The following is a 17367-nucleotide window of genomic DNA, read 5'->3' as shown; positions in this document are numbered from 1 at the left end:
TAGGCGCCGAAGAAGACGACTTTTCGAAACAATGGAAAAAGAGAACGTAATTAATTTTAGCTTGTATATTTCCATACCACCATTATACAAGAAATAATGGCTAAAATTATTAGTATTATAATAATATGGTTGGCGTAGTTTTTAGACGGCTTCTCTTCCAATAGCTTTTATTTGCAAGATAAATCTTCTAACTTAAAATCAAATAATTCTTTTGGGTGGATTTCTAAGCCCTTTGACAACTCTAAAATTGTTGTCAATTGAATATTCCTATTTCCTTTTTCTATTTTTCCAATATCGCTATAATCAACATCGCAGCGCATTGCCAATTGACGTAAACTCAATTTACGATCGATTCTTAGTTCCCTCAATCGTAAACCAATTAATACTAAAAAGGTGCTTTTACCTGGATGCATTCTTACATTCTTGTTAAGGTAACAAGGTCAAAAGTTTCATGAAAAAAGTTGTGGGTACTTATACCCACTAATATATTTTTTTATTATATTTGGATCATATTACATACATTTGCGAGTCTTCGATTTAAAAATATTTGAAGCCATCGCTTGGAATCTCGTCTAGAAAACTGGTAATTTTTTGCAGAGAGATGATAAGTAGATAGGCTCACGTCCCGGGCGTGAGCTCTCTTATCTCTGCACGGTATACCAGTACCTCTAGTCGATAAGTTGAGTTTCACGCCTATTTTTTTTACTCTTTTTAAAATTCAAAAATTTCGGAAAGTTTTATCTAAAAAACGCTTGGTACTCTTTATTAAAAGGAAATCTTTTAAAATTTCCTGGTAATACCAATGCATTATGTCTGAAGGCAAAGTACACCCCAAAAATTTGGATGGGTTGAAGTCACTTTTTGAGACCCTCTACCCTTCGTTGTGCTTATTTGCCAACAAATATCTCAATGATATGGATGCGGCTAAGGATGTTGTACAAGAGGTATTTATTAAGATCTGGGAACGCGACACCTCATACCCTAATTTTTATGCGATAAAAGCATTATTGTATAAAGCCGTTAAAAACCGCTGTTTGGACTATCTGAAAAGTAAATATCATAAAAGTATGGTGCAATCTCCAGATATTGACTTTGACCACATGGTAAGTGATGACTTTTTCTATACCCAATTAACACTTACAGATACCTATGCCCAGTTAGAGACCGCTATAAAGCAACTACCCAAAAAAAGTGAAGCTGTTATTAGGTTAACGCTAAATGCCTATACTAATAAAGAAATCGCTGAAGAACTCTCTATAAGTAAAAACACTGTTAAATCTCAAAAGCGTATTGCTTATAAGAAGCTAAGGCAAGCTCTTGGCAGCCTTCTGAATATTTTTTAATTCTTTTTTACACCCTCTTTTTAATTTTTGTCGTTTTGGTGTTATAACCCACGGTTTAACATGACAATTTTTAGAGACCTATTTAAACTCAGCAAGAAACTATCTAAAGCTCTACTTGAAAATAAAGGCTTAGAAGATTTGGAAGCAACTGATTTGTTTTCAGATGATGCTAAGACGCATATTAAACAACATCTGTCTAACGAAGCCATTAAAGAAAATTTAGAACTCCTTAACCAAATTGATAAGGAGGCGGATTGGAAAAACGTAGCGCAAAGCATCTCTGGTGATTATAAATTAAAACCTAGAAAGCGTCGTTCTATGTCTACTTTTATGAAAGTGGCTGCTGTGGTGATTCCTTTAGTCTCGTTAACCTATATAGTACTTCATAATCGTACTAACACCACGCTTTTGGAGGTAGAACCGCTACCGATTATAGCAGGAACGGATAAAGCCATTTTAACCCTTGACGATGGTGTAGATATAGCTCTTGAACAGGATATCCCCTATGAAAATGACGTAGTTAAAAGTAATGGCGAGCGCTTAACGTATACCAAGGCCACTACCCCTTCTAAATTGGCTTTTAATTACCTCACCGTTCCTAGAGGTGGGCAGTATCAAATTGCATTATCTGATGGTACTTTAGTCTGGTTAAATGCAGATAGCAAACTAAAATATCCTGTAAATTTTGTTGAAGGAGCGCCTCGCATTGTTGAGTTAGTCTATGGCGAGGCTTACTTTGACGTGTCCCCTAGTGCCGAGCATCAGGGTAGTCATTTTAAAGTGCTCACCAAACAACAAGAAGTGGACGTTATTGGTACCGCATTTAATATAAAAGCCTATAATGACGAGTCCTATATGTATACCACCTTGGTTGAAGGTCGCATAACTATTGGTATAAACCACACCTTAGCCCAATTAATCCCCACAGAGCAAACCAAAATAGACTTGAGAACAGGCCAGTTGACTAAGTCTATAGTGCATGTAGATCACCATGTGGCTTGGGTAAAGGGTTACTTTAATTTTAAAGATACCTCTTTACAGGACATTATGAAGGTGCTTTCTAGATGGTATGATGTGGATATATCCTTTGCGTCTGATGACCTTAAAGACGTCCGTTTCAGTGGTCTTCTAAATAGAAAACACAATATTAATACTCTACTAAACGGAATTAAAAACACACAATTTATAAATGCTTATGAGATAAAAAACAAGACGATTACAATTAAATAAGAAAAGGGATAAAGCTACTACCTGGACAGTACTCAGCTAAATCCCCTTTATACATTAACCGGTTTTAAACCAATTAACGCACAAATTTATGCAAATTAAATTTACAAGCTTGCATTTCTTTCGATGGAAAGGCATGTCGATGTTCCTCATGAAAACTTTATTCCTCCTATTCTGCACTACTGCTTTTAGTCTTGCACCAAGGGCTACTTTTTCGCAAAACGCGAAAGTGACCATCGCCTCTGATAAGACTATGAGTATTTATGAGGTGTTGGAACTGATAGGACAACAAACAGAATGTACCTTTATTTATCAGTCTGACATATTTAACGATGTCCCTAACATCCCACTCAAAAGCGGAGTGATTAAGGTTATGACGTTATTATCACAATGCCTTCCAGAATCGGATTATACGATCACAACGACTAACGACACTTATATTACCATTAGTAAAAAGGCATTACAACCCACAAAACAGCGACAGATTGAAGTTAAGGGTGAAATTACCGACAGCGCAGGACTTCCTATTTCTGGGGCGTTTATATCTATACAAGGCCGTAATAAAGGTACTACGTCGTTAATTGATGGCACCTATAGTATCAATGCTAGCGCTGATGATATCTTGGTCTTTTCGTATTTAGGTTTTTTAAGTCAGACTATTCCGGTTGATGGCCAACACGTGATTAATGTACAGTTGCAGGAGGATGTTACTGCGTTTGATGCTGTGGTGCTTAATGCGGGGTATTACGCTGTAAAAGATAGAGAGCGTACGGGGAGTATTGCTAAGGTTAATGCAAAAGTTATAGAAAAGCAACCTGTAAATACCGCCTTAGATGCTTTACAGGGCCGGGTAGCAGGATTGGACATTGTGTCTACTACTGGTTTGGCTGGAGGAGGCTATACGGTACGCATTAGGGGTCAAAATAGTATTGCCGCGGGAAATGACCCTTTATATGTTGTTGATGGAGTGCCTTTTGATACTGGTAGTTTAGGGAATCAAACGCTTAATGGATTAGTTTTACCGCGAAATAATATCAATCCCCTAAATACTTTAGACCCTAATTCTATTAGCTCGATAGAGGTGTTGAAAGATGCTGATGCCACAGCGATATACGGTTCTAGAGGTGCTAATGGTGTAGTTTTAATAACTACAAAACAAGGTAATACCGGAAAAACAACAGTTTCTATTGATGCATCAAACACCATGGTGACAGCGACTAGACTCTTGGATTTATTAAATACGCAGGAATACCTATCTATGCGACGAGAGGCATACGCACAAGATGGTTTGACAGAATATCCGATGAATGCTTATGATGTGAATGGTACTTGGGATGAGAATCGTTATACGGACTGGCAGCAAGAATTTTTAGGTAATACGGCTATTAACAGTAGTGTAAATGCATCAATTAGCGGAGGTAGTGAGCGTACTCGATTTAATATTGGGGGTAGTTTTATGAATGAGACAACTGTATTTGCCAATGATTTTAATTACAAAAGAGGAACTGTTTATACCACATTATCCCATGGAACAAAAGAAGACAAGTTTCGTTTTCGTTTTTCAGCAAATTATGGAACTGACAGCAATTTTTTACCTACAACAGACTTAAGTGCTAAAGCTAAGTTGCTTTCTCCAAATGCACCAGCTTTATATGATTCTATGGGTAATTTAAATTGGGAGAATTCAACATGGGAAAATCCTAATGCTGATTTAGAGAGGACTTATGAAAACGAATCTCAAAATTTTATGGCTAATACCGTTTTAACTTATACACTAGTTAAGGGGTTGGATGTGATGGCAAATTTGGGGTATAATAGTTCTGACTTTGTAGAGGAGCAATTAAATCCCCATACTAGGTTTAACCCTGCATACGGACTTACAAGTGCTGCTTCAAGCGCTTTAAAGAATATTGGTGAACGAGAGTCTTGGATTTTTGAGCCTCAATTGAATGCTCTTTATACCATAGGAGGAGGGCAACTTAGTATGACCTTAGGTGCTACTTTGCAGCACAGAGAGCAATCATCTTTTGCTATTTATGGATTTGGTTATCCCAATAATAGTTTGATTAGTCATTTTAGCGCCGCCAACACCTTACGCATCTTAAATGAGAGTAGTAGTCAATATCGTTATCAAGCACTCTACACACGGTTGAATTATAATTGGAAGGGAAAGTATATTTTGAACTTAACAGGACGACGTGATGGCTCTAGTAGATTTGGTACAGGTAATAAGTTTGCAAATTTTGATGCATTAGGATTAGCATGGATATTTTCGGAGGAACCCTTTTTAAAGGATTTGAAATGGTTAAGCTTTGGTAAATTAAGAGGGAGTTATGGAACCACCGGAAATGACCAAATAGGTGATTATCAATACCTAGATACATTTACTATTTCCAATGGCAATTATGATGGTAATATTGGACTTGTGCCCTCAAGATTATACAATCCGTTTTATGCTTGGGAGAAGAGCAGAAAGTTTGAATTGGCAGTTGAGTCAAGTTTTTTTCAAAATCATTTGCGGTTAGAGTTGGCTTATTATAACAATCTATCTAGTAATCAGCTTTTAGGGATACCACTACCAGGTACTACTGGATTTAATTCCATCAATTCTAATTTGGATGCTACGGTTGAAAATACAGGGTTCGAGTTAAGCTTGGAAACCATTAATTATCAACAAGAGGACTTTAACTGGAAAACTTCTGCCGTCCTTACAATACCCAAAAACGAGCTTACCTCTTTTGAAGGTTTAGAGGAGTCCACTTATGTCAATCAGCTTGTAATTGGGGAACCTTTGACTATTACTAAAGGTTATCATTTGCTTGGAGTGAACTCAGAAACGGGGATTTTTGAATTTGAAGATTATAATAATGATGGTATAATAACACCAGAGGACCAGCAACATATTTCTGATTTTACACCTAAGTTTTATGGAAGTATAGGTAATAATTTAAGATATAAGCAATGGAATTTAGATATTCTTTTTCAATTTGTAAGGAAGGACGGTTTTAATGAGCTCTTTGGCACAAATTATCCAGGGGCTTCAAGAAACCAACCAAAAAGTGTTTTAAATCAATGGCAAGAAACTGGTGACACAGCTGATATGCAAGTTTATACCTCTGGGGCTAATGCTGCAGCTGTGATTGCCTACTCTAGATTTAGGCAAAGTAGTGGTGTAGTAACGGATGTATCTTTTGCTCGCTTAAAATCTTTATCTCTTTCATATAAGTTGCCCTTAAAAGAGTTGCCTTTAATTGATTGTACATTATATGTGCAGGGGCAGAACCTCTTGACATTTTCAAAATTAAGAAGTGGTGATCCAGAACAGATTTCAGGGTTTACACCACCTTTACGTCGCTTTTCATTTGGTGTAAGAATAAAACTATAAAAAAAATATTATTATGACACAGTATATCCGTAACCAATTTAATGACAAGATTGTTTGTTTAGTAGCTTGTCTAATGCTATTAACGTGTGAAGATTTTATAGAAGTGGATTCCCCTAGAGGTCAAATCTCCAAGGAAGTTGTTTTTGAAGATGAATCCACAGTTAATGCAGCTGTCAGCACCGTTTATGCTAAGTTAAGAGATGAGGTTTTACTGACTGGCAATCTCTATGGCATGAATGTTTTGATGGGCTTTTATAGCGATGAAGTAGATTATTATTCAGATATCAATTCTGATATCTATCCTTTTTATTCTCACGAAATCATTGCGAATAATAGTGTTGTTAATACCGTATGGTCTGGTGGTTATGAAGTTATATATATGACCAATTTATTGCTGGAAGGTATTGAGGACTCAACAGGATTAAATTCGACTATAAAAGAGGAGTTGAAAGGAGAGTTACTTTTTTTAAGAGCTTTGGCGCATTTTTATCTTGTTAATTTATTTAACGACATACCATACATTGAAACAACAGATTACTTAATTAATCAGGATGTGGCTCGCATATCAAAAGATTTGGTTTATGACCATATTTTGGAAGATCTCTTACAAGCTAAGTTGTTATTAGAAAGTGCGGATGTTTCAGGTGAGAGGATAAGGGCTAATGGTTTTGTTGTCTCAGCATTTTTGGCAAGGATTTATCTCTACCTGGAGCGATGGGAGGATGCGGTCAATGAGAGTTCTTTGATTATTAACACTACGGATTTATTCCATCTTGAGAGTGTTGAAGATGCGTTTTTAAAAAACAGTAGCTCTGCTATACTGCAGTTGAAGCCTAAAAACGCTGGGGATAATACAAATGAAGCAATTTCATTCTACTTTATTTTTGGACCACCGTATTTAATGTCATTAAATCCATCTCTTGTTTCCTCATTTGAAGCGAGTGATTTAAGGTTGCAACATTGGATACGAACCGTTACAAATGGCAGTGAAAATTGGTACGCACCTTTTAAGTATAAGCAAATTGAAAACACTGGAACTAGCTTAGAATATTCCATTGTGTTTCGATTGGCAGAGCAGTATTTGATACGATCTGAAGCACGGATGCGGTTGGGCAATACAGAACTAGCTGAGCAAGATTTGAATATTGTAAGAGCTAGAGCTGGTTTAGAAGCTTATGCTGGTTTATCTACTGTGGAGTTGTCGAATGCTATTTTAGAAGAACGGAGGCATGAACTTTTTACAGAGTTTGGACACAGATGGTTTGATTTAAAGCGATTTGGTGAAGCAGAAAATGTTTTAATAAATGTAAAGCCAAATTGGCAATCACGTGATCATTGGTTACCTATTCCAGAGCTGGAATTACTAATGAATCCCAATTTATTACCACAAAATACCGGTTACTAATTTATGAAGGTTCCTTTTAGTTTAAGAAAAGTGTTGCAGGGTGCTTTTGTTCAAAGTATAATTTTTGTAGTTCTATTTATAAGCGGCTCTTTTGGGTTATGGGGTCAAAATGGACGTTATAAGTCAGAATTAGATACGTTATGGACCAAAGATGTTTTTATACAAAAATTAAGTAATGACGGTAATTGGGTAACTGTAAAATCTATACATAACCAAAAACCAGATTCTTATTTGTTATTAAATACATCAACTCATCAGACCAAAAACTTAGGTGATTGTTTTAAACATGACTTTAATGTCACTAGTACCTGGCTTGGCCTTTTGTCACCTAATCATAATTTGGAATTAATGTCCCTGAGCGATGATAGAGTTTTTACTTATGAAGGAGTTATAAATTTTGAGTTTGATGCACAAGGTGATTATTTAAGCATTAAGAAGCAAACCAATAATTTTGAAAGTACTCTTTTAATTATGGATCTTGAAAGTTTTGAAGAGATAAAAATAGAAAGGATTAAGGAATTTGCATGGCATCCAGTGAGTTCCATACTAGCTCTAAATACTGAGTTAGGAGATGGCAAGGAAGTATCTATCCGTTACTTAAATAACCGTGATACTGAAGTTGTTACTTCTAGCGCGGCACATAGCTTTAGTCAATTGCAGTGGAATACGCATGGAACGTCTTTGGTATTTATTGAATCAGACAAAGAACCTATAGCTATACACTCTAAACATTCAAACGGTTTGCATTACGTTATGGGTACCGAGGCTTTTGAGAAGCAGTTTCCTAAATATTCACTAACACATCAGGAAATAAAGTTATCAGATGATGGTGAATCTGTATTTTTTTATCGCATTCTGAAGGAACAAAAAGAGACCTCTTTAAATTTAGAGTTGGAAATATGGGACACAAAAGATGCTTGGATATATCCTAAAATGGCTTATTACAATTCACATGAGAATCAGTATTTTTTAACCTTATGGAATTTGACTGAAAACACATTACAAGAAGTTACCAATGTAGATACGCCTTCGACTAAGTATCATCCAAATCATTCGTTTGCTTTAGTTTATAACAAGCTACTGAATGAACCGCTCTATAAACAATTTGAGGATGTCAATATTTTTGTTAAGGATTTAAAGACAGGTAAAAAAGATCTTTTAGTTGAAAATCAATACAATAGGCAAGGCGATGTTTCCATTTCTTCAACTGGACGATATGTTGCTTACTTTAAGAATCAACATTGGTGGTTGTATGACACTAATACTGCTGAGAAAACTAATCTTACCAAAGAATTGAGTGTCTCGTTTGAGAATTTAAATATACATGGCTCTAGAGATTTTTCACCTTATGGGAGTCCAGGCTGGAGTGATGACGATAGATATATCATTTTATATGATGAATATGATGTTTGGTTAGTGCCAACTCAGGAGGGATTGAAAAAGCGTATTACCAGAGGCCGCGAGGATCAAGTACGTTATAGGATTAGTAAAGACTCTCGACGACACGATTCCGATTTTGTAAATGCCTTGAGAAGTTATGCTGGTTTGTCTTTCTCGTTGAAACAATCATTGATTTTTAATATGATTGGTAAGGATCTACAGACTGGTTATTCTGTTTGGAGTTCTGACACACAATCAATAGATACGATTTATTATGGTTCGAAATTGAGTGATAATTTATTAATTGCAGCCCAAGGCGAGCATATTGTTTTTAAAAAAAGCAAATATAATTATCCACCAAGTGTTCATTCTTATAATCTAAATGATGAAACGGAAAAATTATTATTTCAAAGCAATCCTAAACTATTAGAATATGATTTAGGTGAAGAAACAATTTTTAGTTATGCCCATAAAAATGATACTCTTAGAGGCTTGTTATTTTATCCCTCACATTTCGATCCGACCAAGAGTTACCCTATGATAGTTAAAACCTATGAAAGCTTTGGAACATATGATTTGATGTTCAAGGCTCCTGGTCTAGAGGAAATGACAGGTTTTAACAAGTTAAACTACATCACTAATGACTACTTTATAATGATACCAACTGTAAAATACATCGATGGTCAACCTGGGGTTTCAGCTTTAGAATCCGTCACATCAGCCGTAAAAGAGGTCATAAGGGCATTCCCAATTGATAAGGAGCGTATTGGTATTATAGGTCATTCTTTTGGAGGCTATGAAGTTAATTATATAGCGACAAGTAGTGATCTCTTTAAAGCTGCGGTCGCTGGTGCGGCTGTAAGCGATTTGGTAAGTTGGTATCATGATATTGGATGGGATTGGCGAAAGGATCAAATATGGAGGATAGAAAATCAGCAATTCCGGATGGCTAAACCCTATTATTTAATAAAAGATAAGTATCGAGATAATTCCCCGATTAATTTAGTTGAAGAGATGAGTACTCCACTATTATTGTGGAATGGGCAGAAAGATTCTAACACTAATTGGGCACAAGGGATTTACATGTTTATGGCTATGAAAAGACTGAATAAACATGGTAAGTTATTATTGTTTAAAGATGAAGGTCACTTTTTGGTAAAAAAAAGGAACCAAATTACATTATCGCTTCAAATAAAAAATTGGTTTGACTCCTTTTTAAAAAAAGAATGGAGTGAATAATTCACTCCATTCAACTTCCACTAATCCTCTTGACTATGAAATAAGGGAATACTACAGCTCGTAGCACTGTCTCTCAATTCAAATACCTGCTCACCATTGAAATTACAAGGGTACAAATTTACTTGGTCACATTGTTTAGTGGTTGGCACACACAAACCACTTTGCATGATATAACCAGTTACAAAAGCCTCATCCTCGTTGGATGCGATTTTCTCTGTGGCAAAAGCAAATACTATTGCCAACATAAATACCATAAATGGTAAAGCTGTTTTAATGATTTTTGTTTTCATAATTTAAAAATTTATGTTACGACCTACTATATTTCAGGTGTTCAGTCTTTCTCCTGATACTGCGCAGTATATCTCTATTTTTTTAGGTGTTCTGATTTGATTTTGTAAATCCATAGTTGGTTATCTACTAAACCTATAACCCTGTCGTTTTTAACTTTGAATTCCTTTAATTTTTTATTTGGTTGGTGATAGAAGTAGAAACTTTTTATGTATGAATTGTCTCTAATATCATATTGATCGATGATACTGGCTGATCTTAAGATATCTTCCTCCTCATATTTTCCTAATCTATCAGTACTCACATACAAATTGTTTCCATAAATTGATGCAAAGCGATTTACCATAATTGATTTGCCTAATTTGTATTCCGCTTTATTGGGATAATAAGCTACATCTATTTGGGCTTTACTTATGGTATCTATGGTTTTACCTTCAGTGCTATTTGATAGTTGTTTATCTGCAATTATATATTGGTTACGATAATAGTATACGTAGATTATACTTTGGTTTTGCTCGTCCCATAGTAGTAACCCATCGGTGTCAAACGTTCCATTAATTTGTTGTTTTAAGATAGATGGGTGAAGACTAAGTTGTGTACTGTCTTTTTTTGATTTTAATATTCCTAGTGTATTGGCATTGGTTTTAGTACTTGTTGTTAAAATTGCTATTGAGGCACTATCCATGATTTTGTACTGATAGAAATAGGCCTTGTCATGTGAAAAAAGGCGTGCTTTCCAGTCGGCAATTGCTCCTTTAAAAAGCACAGGCACCGTCCCATCACCAACAAAAAAGTGTGGAGGTTTGACTTCGATTCTCACCCTCTTGTAAGGTAGTTGGTAATTTTCAATTTCTATTTTGATGTCTTGGGTTGTTTTTGACTGCGTATTGATAGCTTTTAGATATAGTGGGGCGAAATGATTACCGAGATATATGATATCCTCATGACTACCTGCGATATAAAAAGAATTAGATTCCAGAGTGAAATTACCGTCTTCTAACAGGGCATGTGGTATGTATTTTCTTTGGAATGCATTGTTTCGTTTCATTGTATTATCAGAGAGGAGATAAAGGCCAACCATTAGACATACAGCAATTAAAGACATTGGTAATAACCTGAGAGCTAGTTTTGTTTTAGAGATTTTTTCAGATAAAAAGATACCCCATAGCGCTAGGGCTATGTACGCACAATTGAATATAAAATGTTCTGTCCAACTCAAATCTTCCAAAACCCCACCGCATGAACAAGGTGTAAAAGAAGTGAAGTTGAGGATGATTACTATGTATGCAGTAAACATTACCATGAGTATGTATGCTGCATATAACCCTATAATTCTTGTTTTTCCTAAGGCTAACAGTAGAGAGGTAAGTATCTCTATGATGATGATCCCGTAGGCTACTGGAATGGCAAAGGCTCCAAGGATTGGTGACTGCCCTAATTGCGTTTGAAAATTTTGAAAATCTAGTAGTTTACTGCTCGCTGCATAAACGAATAATAGAATATATAAAAGTTTAGATAAATTTGGTATGTATCTTAGTATTGATGAAACCGATCTCATATCTTTTGTTTTGATATGGTAAAGGTGTTAAGTAATTTTGATTTTTAACGGATAAGCCCTTTACTCTAAAGGATTATATATAAATACAAACGAAATTATTACTTATCATTAGAGATAGAATTCTTTCTCAATGCACTTGGAGAATACCCATAACGCTTCTTAAACACTCTTGAAAAGTGAGGCATACTTTTAAAACCTACCCTATAAGCAATTGATTTAAGCGACACATCACTATATTGTATCATCATTTGAGCTTTTCTCAACCGTTCTTGCATTAAAAACCGATGCACGGTGGTGCCGTATAATTCCTTAAAACCATACTTCAGTTTAAATTCATTAGTCCCTATTTGCAAGGCAAAATCTCTTAAAGACGGCAGCTCAGTATCTAAATTATTGATTATTATGTCATGTCCTTCTCTTATTTTACGGATATCTTCGAAGCTTAATCTAAGTTTTGGTTTGGACGTTTTATTTTTGGAGTTGACACCCGACTTACTGTCTTTAATAACTCGCGCTTTTAAACTTGCGTCTAATTGTTTTTGAAAATTAGAACGATGAATAACTGAAATGAGTGTCCTACTATTTTTAGTATTGAGTCCTTTAAAAGTTGTGATATACACATTTTTAGGAATGAGTAGATTTCCTTTGGATTTAAATTTTAAGGACATGGCGGTATCAAAAAACGCTTTCTTTCTAATTTGCTTCCAGGTCTTTTTCCATTTCTGAATAGAAGATTTCGCTATAAAAACCTCAAAATAGTTACCTATAAAATCTTCATACAAGTACGACAAAACATTACATGCCTGCTGATTAACCATTTGAATACGTCCTTCTGAGTCTAGAATAAAACTCATTTGAACAATGTCTAAAAGCGTATTTTCAGTATTTGTAAACCCTTGATGAATGATTGTATCTTGAATTTCTTCTGCCAACATGTTTAAAGTTACAACAAGCGCTTCAAGCTCATCATTTTCTTTGGAACGTTCGATGCGATAGAAGAAATTACCAGATGCCATTTCTAAAAGCATTTGATTAATAAGTTTCATTCTTTGCGCTATAACATAATCCATCTGAATCGGTTTACGTCCTCTATATCACCAACAGGTATGACCTATAACCATAACTGCTGCATAAATCATTTATATTGATTCAAAAAAATTAACGCTTGTTCCATAGTCGTAAATGCTTCTGTAGGAATTGGAGGTTTACTGGTACGTAGATAGAATTTAGACAACATATCTGAAACAGGCGATTCTACAATAAAAGCTACAGCTTTAATTAATGTAGAACCTTCAATGGCTAAATACACTCTTGCAGCTTTATTGATTTCTTTAATTTGACGTACATCGCATAGCACTGGCAGAAAAAGACCTTCATGAAGTGAAAGTCGGTCCTTAACAACATACACGGCCGCAGGTAAATCTAATATAACATCTTTGCGATAGGTTACATACAAGATTCCATTAACAATATTATATGTAGCATACTCATTTTCAAGTGCTATTGACATAATGATTAAGAAAACTGGTTATTGATAAATATAAATTTACAAAATAATCAATATAACAATTGTACCTCACTTAACTATCATTAGTCAATATGGATTAATCATTATCTACAAAGGATTAACAGTTGCCTTAAAAGGATTTAGCAGATGCGTATTTATTCAATTTTAAATAAAAGCTATTAAATTAATTGCAAAACAAATTACGATGGCAAAAATTAAACACAATAATTTCCTAGACACTGTTAATAATGTATTTACAGATGCCATAGATGAAGGTGTACTCCATCTCTATGCTGAAGGAGACCATTTTTCGGGCAGAACTATTGGTGTAAAGAACCAAAATCTCTATCATTTTGGTACAACGGGGTATTTAGGTTTAGAGCAAGATCCGAGATTAAAAGAAGCTGCTATTAATGCTATTCGCAGATACGGCACGCAATTTCCCTTATCTAAATCATACATTTCTAATCCGCTCTATAAACAATTAGAAGAAAACGTTTCTGCAATGTATCAACATCCCGTTGTGATTACTAAGAATAGTACTTTAGGCCATCTTGGTGTTATTCCGAGTGCTGTAAAAGATCAGGATGCCATTATTTTAGATCATCAAGTGCACTGGAGTGTGCAAAGTGCTGCTAAAGTATTAAAAACAAGAAGTGTCCCTATAGACATGATACGTCATAATGATTTAAACATGTTGGAGGATAAAATAAAATCATACACCAATAGCCGCAAAAAGATTTGGTATATGGCAGATGGTATTTATTCCATGTTTGGTGATTTTGCTCCGATAAAAGATTTAAAAGCTTTAAGCTTAAAATATCCGCAATTGCATCTCTATTTTGACGATGTCCATGGTATGAGCTGGATTGGAAAAAATGGAACAGGTTACGTTATGAATGAAATCGATGCGCTTTCAGAAAATATGCTCTTGTTTGGAACCTTGAGTAAAACCTTTGGTGCCAGTGGATCCGTATTAGTCTGCTCTAACAAAAAAATGCACAAAGACATAAAAACCTTTGGCGGGCCTTTGACCTTCTCTGCGCAACTAGAACCGGCATCTGTTGCAGCAGCCACTGCTTCTGCAGAAATTCATTTATCCCCAGAGATATATAGGCTTCAAGACGACTTAAGATTAAGAATTCAATATTTTAACGACTTATTAGAGCAGACAGATTTACCTGTTGTTGACAAAAATATGTCACCAGTATTCTTCATTGGAACTGGTATGCCTAAAACGGGGTATAATTTTGTCAATCGTTTGATGAAGGAAGGATTTTACGTCAACTTAGGCCTATTTCCTGCTGTACCCGTAAAAAACACAGGTGTACGGATTACGATATCTAGACATAACCAACGTACAGAAATTAAAGCTTTGGTGGATGCTATGGTTTATCATCTCCCTAAAGCACTTGAAGAAACACATACAGACTTACATCGCGTACATCAAGCCTTCAAATTAAAATCAACAATTAAGACTGAAAAAACGATAAGTAAAAATCTAAGCTTACAATTAGAAACTTCTATTTCAAAAATTGATAAACAAATGTGGAACAACTTGGTTGGGGACTGTGGTATTCAAGATTGGGACGGACTTCAATTTTTAGAGAAAACATTTAGAAATAATATGTTAGAAGAAAATAATTGGAATTTCTGGTATCTCATTGTTTGTGATGCGCAAAAGCATCCGGTCTTAGCCACTTTTATTTCCTCATCGCTTTGGAAGGATGATATGCTAGCCAACGCTACTGCGTCTAAAACTCTTGAAGAAAAGCGCAAATCAGATTCCTATTACATGACCTCAAACGTTTTAAGTTTAGGATGTTTATTCACTGAGGGTAATCACCTCTATATCAACGACAATCATCCGAGTAAACAAGAAGCTCTACATATGCTAATGCAAACTTTAGAGACATTGGAACAGCGCTATAATTCTAAAATGATTGTGCTTCGGGATTTTAGTATGAACGATAGCTTAAATCGTTATTTTCTTGGTCAGGGTTTTGTGAGAATACAAATGCCAAATTCATGTCGTATTAATTTAAGAGCTAATGAAGCCATTGAAACTTATATAGCTAGACTTTCCTCAAAAAACAGAAAACATTTGAGGAAAGACATTTTAGCTTATGAACCCTCGTTAGAGATATCAATTTTGCCAACACTCAATGCTCACCAACTCAGCCAAGTTCATTTACTGTATAATAATGTCCGCTTAAACAACCTTGGACTAAATACCTTTCCGTACCCTATAAAATTGTTCAAAAACATGTCTGATCATCCCAATTGGGAATTTATACTCATACATCATCCTGAACAACTAAACAAAATCATTGGAGTAATGTTTTGCTATAAAAATAACGCTCAAACCTATGTTCCGTCCTTAGTCGGTATGGACTATGATTACCTTAAAATCTATCAGACTTACAGACAATTATTGTATCAAACGCTTAAGAGGGCCATTCAATTAAAATTTAAAACCATTGATTTGGGACTAACCGCTTCATTTGAGAAAAAGAAACTTGGTGCTGTGGTAGAAGAGAAATATGCCTATATACAAGCTTCAGACAATTACACTTTGGAACTTTTGGGATTACTAGAATGTCGTTGAAAATGAAACACATGGCTTTGTATAGTTATGAAGTATCAAGAATTAATATCAGAATTTGAAACAACGGTGGAGTCTTTGGAGTCCCGTACTGATGATATATTATACAAAGCCGAAAATGGCATTGCTAAAGCTGAAAAATGTATTAAGAAACTCCGAAAAAGTGTCCTAAAAAAAGGGTTTAGTTCAAAACATGAAGAAATTAGTTTTTTTAAGCATATAAAACCTCAAATATTCAGTCGATTGATTTATTACGTTAGGCTCTTTAATATAGAAAGTAAACGCCCTAGAAGTAGCTCCAAATACCAAATAGAATATTTAAATAATCACATCAATAAATTACAAGTCTTTTTCAATGATAATTTAGAGTTCTATCACTACTATCGCAGAGGGGCTACGACACTAGATGAAGAATATTTTATTAGAGGCAAATCTGATTTACGATTGCCAACTGAATTCTTTCACTTTTTTATTGATGACCAGTTTTCTACGTGTCAAGACACCACAGTAGCCACAATTATAGCCTATGATATGTTGATTGTTTACCTGCAACAAGAAATTGAAAAATTACAATCTCATAAAGACACAAAAAATAAGACAATGAAGCAAACATCTTCAAAACTTTTCTGGACAGGAAGCAAAACAGAATTAACGGAGTTAATTTATGCTCTGCATAGTAGCGGATCCATAAATAGCGGAACTGCCGATATTAAGGAATTAGCCTCTATGTTTGAACAGGTATTTAACATCGAACTCGGTAATTACTATCACACTTTTATAGAAATAAGAGCTAGAAAAAACAGTCAAACAAAATTTTTAGATTGGTTGACAAAAGTACTTCTGAAACGCTTTAAGGATTCGGATGAATAATCCTAAGTTTCCCCCAAGTTGGGAATACCATATCTGCTAAAAAACTCCATTATTTTTAATACAAAATAGGGCAATACCTTTATTGAACTCGCCCTTCTCATCTACAAAACTATTCAAAACTTATATTAAAAAAAACTCCCATCTCTGGATAAACTATTGAAGACCATAGAATAATCCCTCACAAATTTGCATAACGAAAGTCAAATCAACAGAATAGAGACTATCAAAATGTTTAAAGACCTTTTTTTAGTCTCTTTCTTTAAAACCCTTTTATTATGCCAGCCACTATAATCACAACAGATGATTTAAGAGAATTTAAATTAGAATTACTCGCTGAAATTAAGGACATCTTAAGTAAACAATCACAGGGCCAACTGAAGAAATATATAAAATCTTCAGAACTCATGGATTTACTCAAAATTAGTCCAGGTACATTACAGAACCTCCGCATAAATGGTACCCTTCCTTTTACAAAGGTTGGAGGTATTATATACTATGATGCCGCAGAAATTCAAAAGGTAATGGATAAGAACCGTGTAGACAATACCATTTAAAACGCT

Annotated in this window: 13 protein-coding genes and 1 pseudogene; 8 read left to right on the top strand and 6 right to left on the bottom strand. The window is 34.9% G+C overall.

What is annotated here, in order from left to right:
• Positions 1 to 167: 167 nt before the first annotated feature.
• On the bottom strand, positions 168 to 413 hold the full coding sequence (locus HM982_RS16165) for a helix-turn-helix domain-containing protein (RefSeq protein ID WP_179354373.1): 246 nt from the start codon (positions 411 to 413) through the stop codon (positions 168 to 170).
• 396 nt (positions 414 to 809) lie between these two features.
• Between HM982_RS16165 and HM982_RS16160 the strand changes: the two genes are divergently transcribed.
• From HM982_RS16160 to HM982_RS16140, 5 genes are all read left to right on the top strand, one after another.
• Positions 810 to 1343: an RNA polymerase sigma-70 factor gene (locus tag HM982_RS16160; RefSeq protein WP_179354372.1), complete on the top strand. Its 534-nt coding sequence runs from the start codon at positions 810 to 812 to the stop codon at positions 1341 to 1343.
• Positions 1344 to 1403: 60 nt separating this feature from the next.
• Entirely contained in the window at positions 1404 to 2573 is a 1170-nt protein-coding gene (locus HM982_RS16155; protein WP_179354371.1) for a FecR family protein, read from the top strand.
• Positions 2574 to 2799: 226 nt separating this feature from the next.
• A complete protein-coding gene (locus tag HM982_RS16150; protein ID WP_317167436.1) occupies positions 2800 to 5955 on the top strand; it encodes a SusC/RagA family TonB-linked outer membrane protein in 3156 nt (1051 codons plus the stop codon).
• Positions 5956 to 5968: 13 nt separating this feature from the next.
• Positions 5969 to 7360, top strand: a complete 1392-nt coding sequence (locus HM982_RS16145; RefSeq protein WP_246296888.1) for a RagB/SusD family nutrient uptake outer membrane protein — start codon at positions 5969 to 5971, stop codon at positions 7358 to 7360.
• A gap of 30 nt (positions 7361 to 7390) precedes the next feature.
• Positions 7391 to 9979: an alpha/beta hydrolase family protein gene (locus tag HM982_RS16140; RefSeq protein ID WP_179354370.1), complete on the top strand. Its 2589-nt coding sequence runs from the start codon at positions 7391 to 7393 to the stop codon at positions 9977 to 9979.
• Between the two features lie 20 nt (positions 9980 to 9999).
• Here the strand turns inward: HM982_RS16140 and HM982_RS16135 are convergent, their stop codons facing one another.
• The 5 genes and pseudogenes from HM982_RS16135 to HM982_RS16120 form a co-directional block, all read right to left on the bottom strand.
• Positions 10000 to 10269, bottom strand: a complete 270-nt coding sequence (locus tag HM982_RS16135; RefSeq protein ID WP_179354369.1) for a DUF6520 family protein — start codon at positions 10267 to 10269, stop codon at positions 10000 to 10002.
• A gap of 74 nt (positions 10270 to 10343) precedes the next feature.
• Positions 10344 to 11315, bottom strand: coding sequence for a hypothetical protein (locus HM982_RS16130; RefSeq protein ID WP_179354368.1), 972 nt, complete (start codon positions 11313 to 11315; stop codon positions 10344 to 10346).
• A 117-nt stretch (positions 11316 to 11432) separates the two neighbouring features.
• A pseudogene (locus tag HM982_RS18695) lies at positions 11433 to 11825 on the bottom strand (MauE/DoxX family redox-associated membrane protein); the annotation flags it as partial.
• 98 nt (positions 11826 to 11923) lie between these two features.
• Positions 11924 to 12871, bottom strand: a complete 948-nt coding sequence (locus HM982_RS16125; RefSeq protein WP_179354367.1) for a helix-turn-helix domain-containing protein — start codon at positions 12869 to 12871, stop codon at positions 11924 to 11926.
• Positions 12872 to 12960: 89 nt separating this feature from the next.
• Positions 12961 to 13335: a DUF7793 family protein gene (locus tag HM982_RS16120; protein ID WP_173589331.1), complete on the bottom strand. Its 375-nt coding sequence runs from the start codon at positions 13333 to 13335 to the stop codon at positions 12961 to 12963.
• 202 nt (positions 13336 to 13537) lie between these two features.
• Between HM982_RS16120 and HM982_RS16115 the strand changes: the two genes are divergently transcribed.
• From HM982_RS16115 to HM982_RS16105, 3 genes are all read left to right on the top strand, one after another.
• The gene (locus HM982_RS16115) at positions 13538 to 15940 is read left to right on the top strand and encodes an aminotransferase class I/II-fold pyridoxal phosphate-dependent enzyme (RefSeq protein ID WP_179354366.1); all 2403 of its coding nucleotides are present in this window, start codon (positions 13538 to 13540) and stop codon (positions 15938 to 15940) included.
• A 27-nt stretch (positions 15941 to 15967) separates the two neighbouring features.
• Complete coding sequence (locus HM982_RS16110; protein WP_173589329.1) at positions 15968 to 16807, top strand: RteC domain-containing protein; 840 nt, start codon at positions 15968 to 15970, stop codon at positions 16805 to 16807.
• Positions 16808 to 17082: 275 nt separating this feature from the next.
• Positions 17083 to 17361 (top strand): helix-turn-helix domain-containing protein, encoded by a 279-nt coding sequence (locus tag HM982_RS16105; RefSeq protein ID WP_179354365.1) that lies wholly within the window; start codon positions 17083 to 17085, stop codon positions 17359 to 17361.
• Positions 17362 to 17367: the final 6 nt, after the last annotated feature.

Origin of the sequence: Winogradskyella vidalii, from assembly GCF_013403955.1 — a bacterium.
In the GTDB taxonomy this organism is placed as follows: Bacteria; Bacteroidota; Bacteroidia; order Flavobacteriales; family Flavobacteriaceae; genus Winogradskyella; species Winogradskyella vidalii.
This window is presented reverse-complemented; position numbering and strand designations above follow the sequence as displayed.

Excerpts from the sequence above, each read along its gene's own strand:
- HM982_RS16165 (WP_179354373.1), bottom strand. The coding sequence starts at position 413 with ATGCATCCAGGTAAAAGCACCTTTTTAGTATTAATTGGTTTACGATTG.
- HM982_RS16160 (WP_179354372.1), top strand. The coding sequence starts at position 810 with ATGTCTGAAGGCAAAGTACACCCCAAAAATTTGGATGGGTTGAAGTCA.
- HM982_RS16155 (WP_179354371.1), top strand. The coding sequence starts at position 1,404 with ATGACAATTTTTAGAGACCTATTTAAACTCAGCAAGAAACTATCTAAA.
- HM982_RS16145 (WP_246296888.1), top strand. The coding sequence starts at position 5,969 with ATGACACAGTATATCCGTAACCAATTTAATGACAAGATTGTTTGTTTA.
- HM982_RS16135 (WP_179354369.1), bottom strand. The coding sequence starts at position 10,269 with ATGAAAACAAAAATCATTAAAACAGCTTTACCATTTATGGTATTTATG.
- HM982_RS16130 (WP_179354368.1), bottom strand. The coding sequence starts at position 11,315 with ATGAAACGAAACAATGCATTCCAAAGAAAATACATACCACATGCCCTG.
- HM982_RS16125 (WP_179354367.1), bottom strand. The coding sequence starts at position 12,871 with ATGAAACTTATTAATCAAATGCTTTTAGAAATGGCATCTGGTAATTTC.
- HM982_RS16120 (WP_173589331.1), bottom strand. The coding sequence starts at position 13,335 with ATGTCAATAGCACTTGAAAATGAGTATGCTACATATAATATTGTTAAT.
- HM982_RS16115 (WP_179354366.1), top strand. The coding sequence starts at position 13,538 with ATGGCAAAAATTAAACACAATAATTTCCTAGACACTGTTAATAATGTA.
- HM982_RS16110 (WP_173589329.1), top strand. The coding sequence starts at position 15,968 with ATGAAGTATCAAGAATTAATATCAGAATTTGAAACAACGGTGGAGTCT.
- HM982_RS16105 (WP_179354365.1), top strand. The coding sequence starts at position 17,083 with ATGCCAGCCACTATAATCACAACAGATGATTTAAGAGAATTTAAATTA.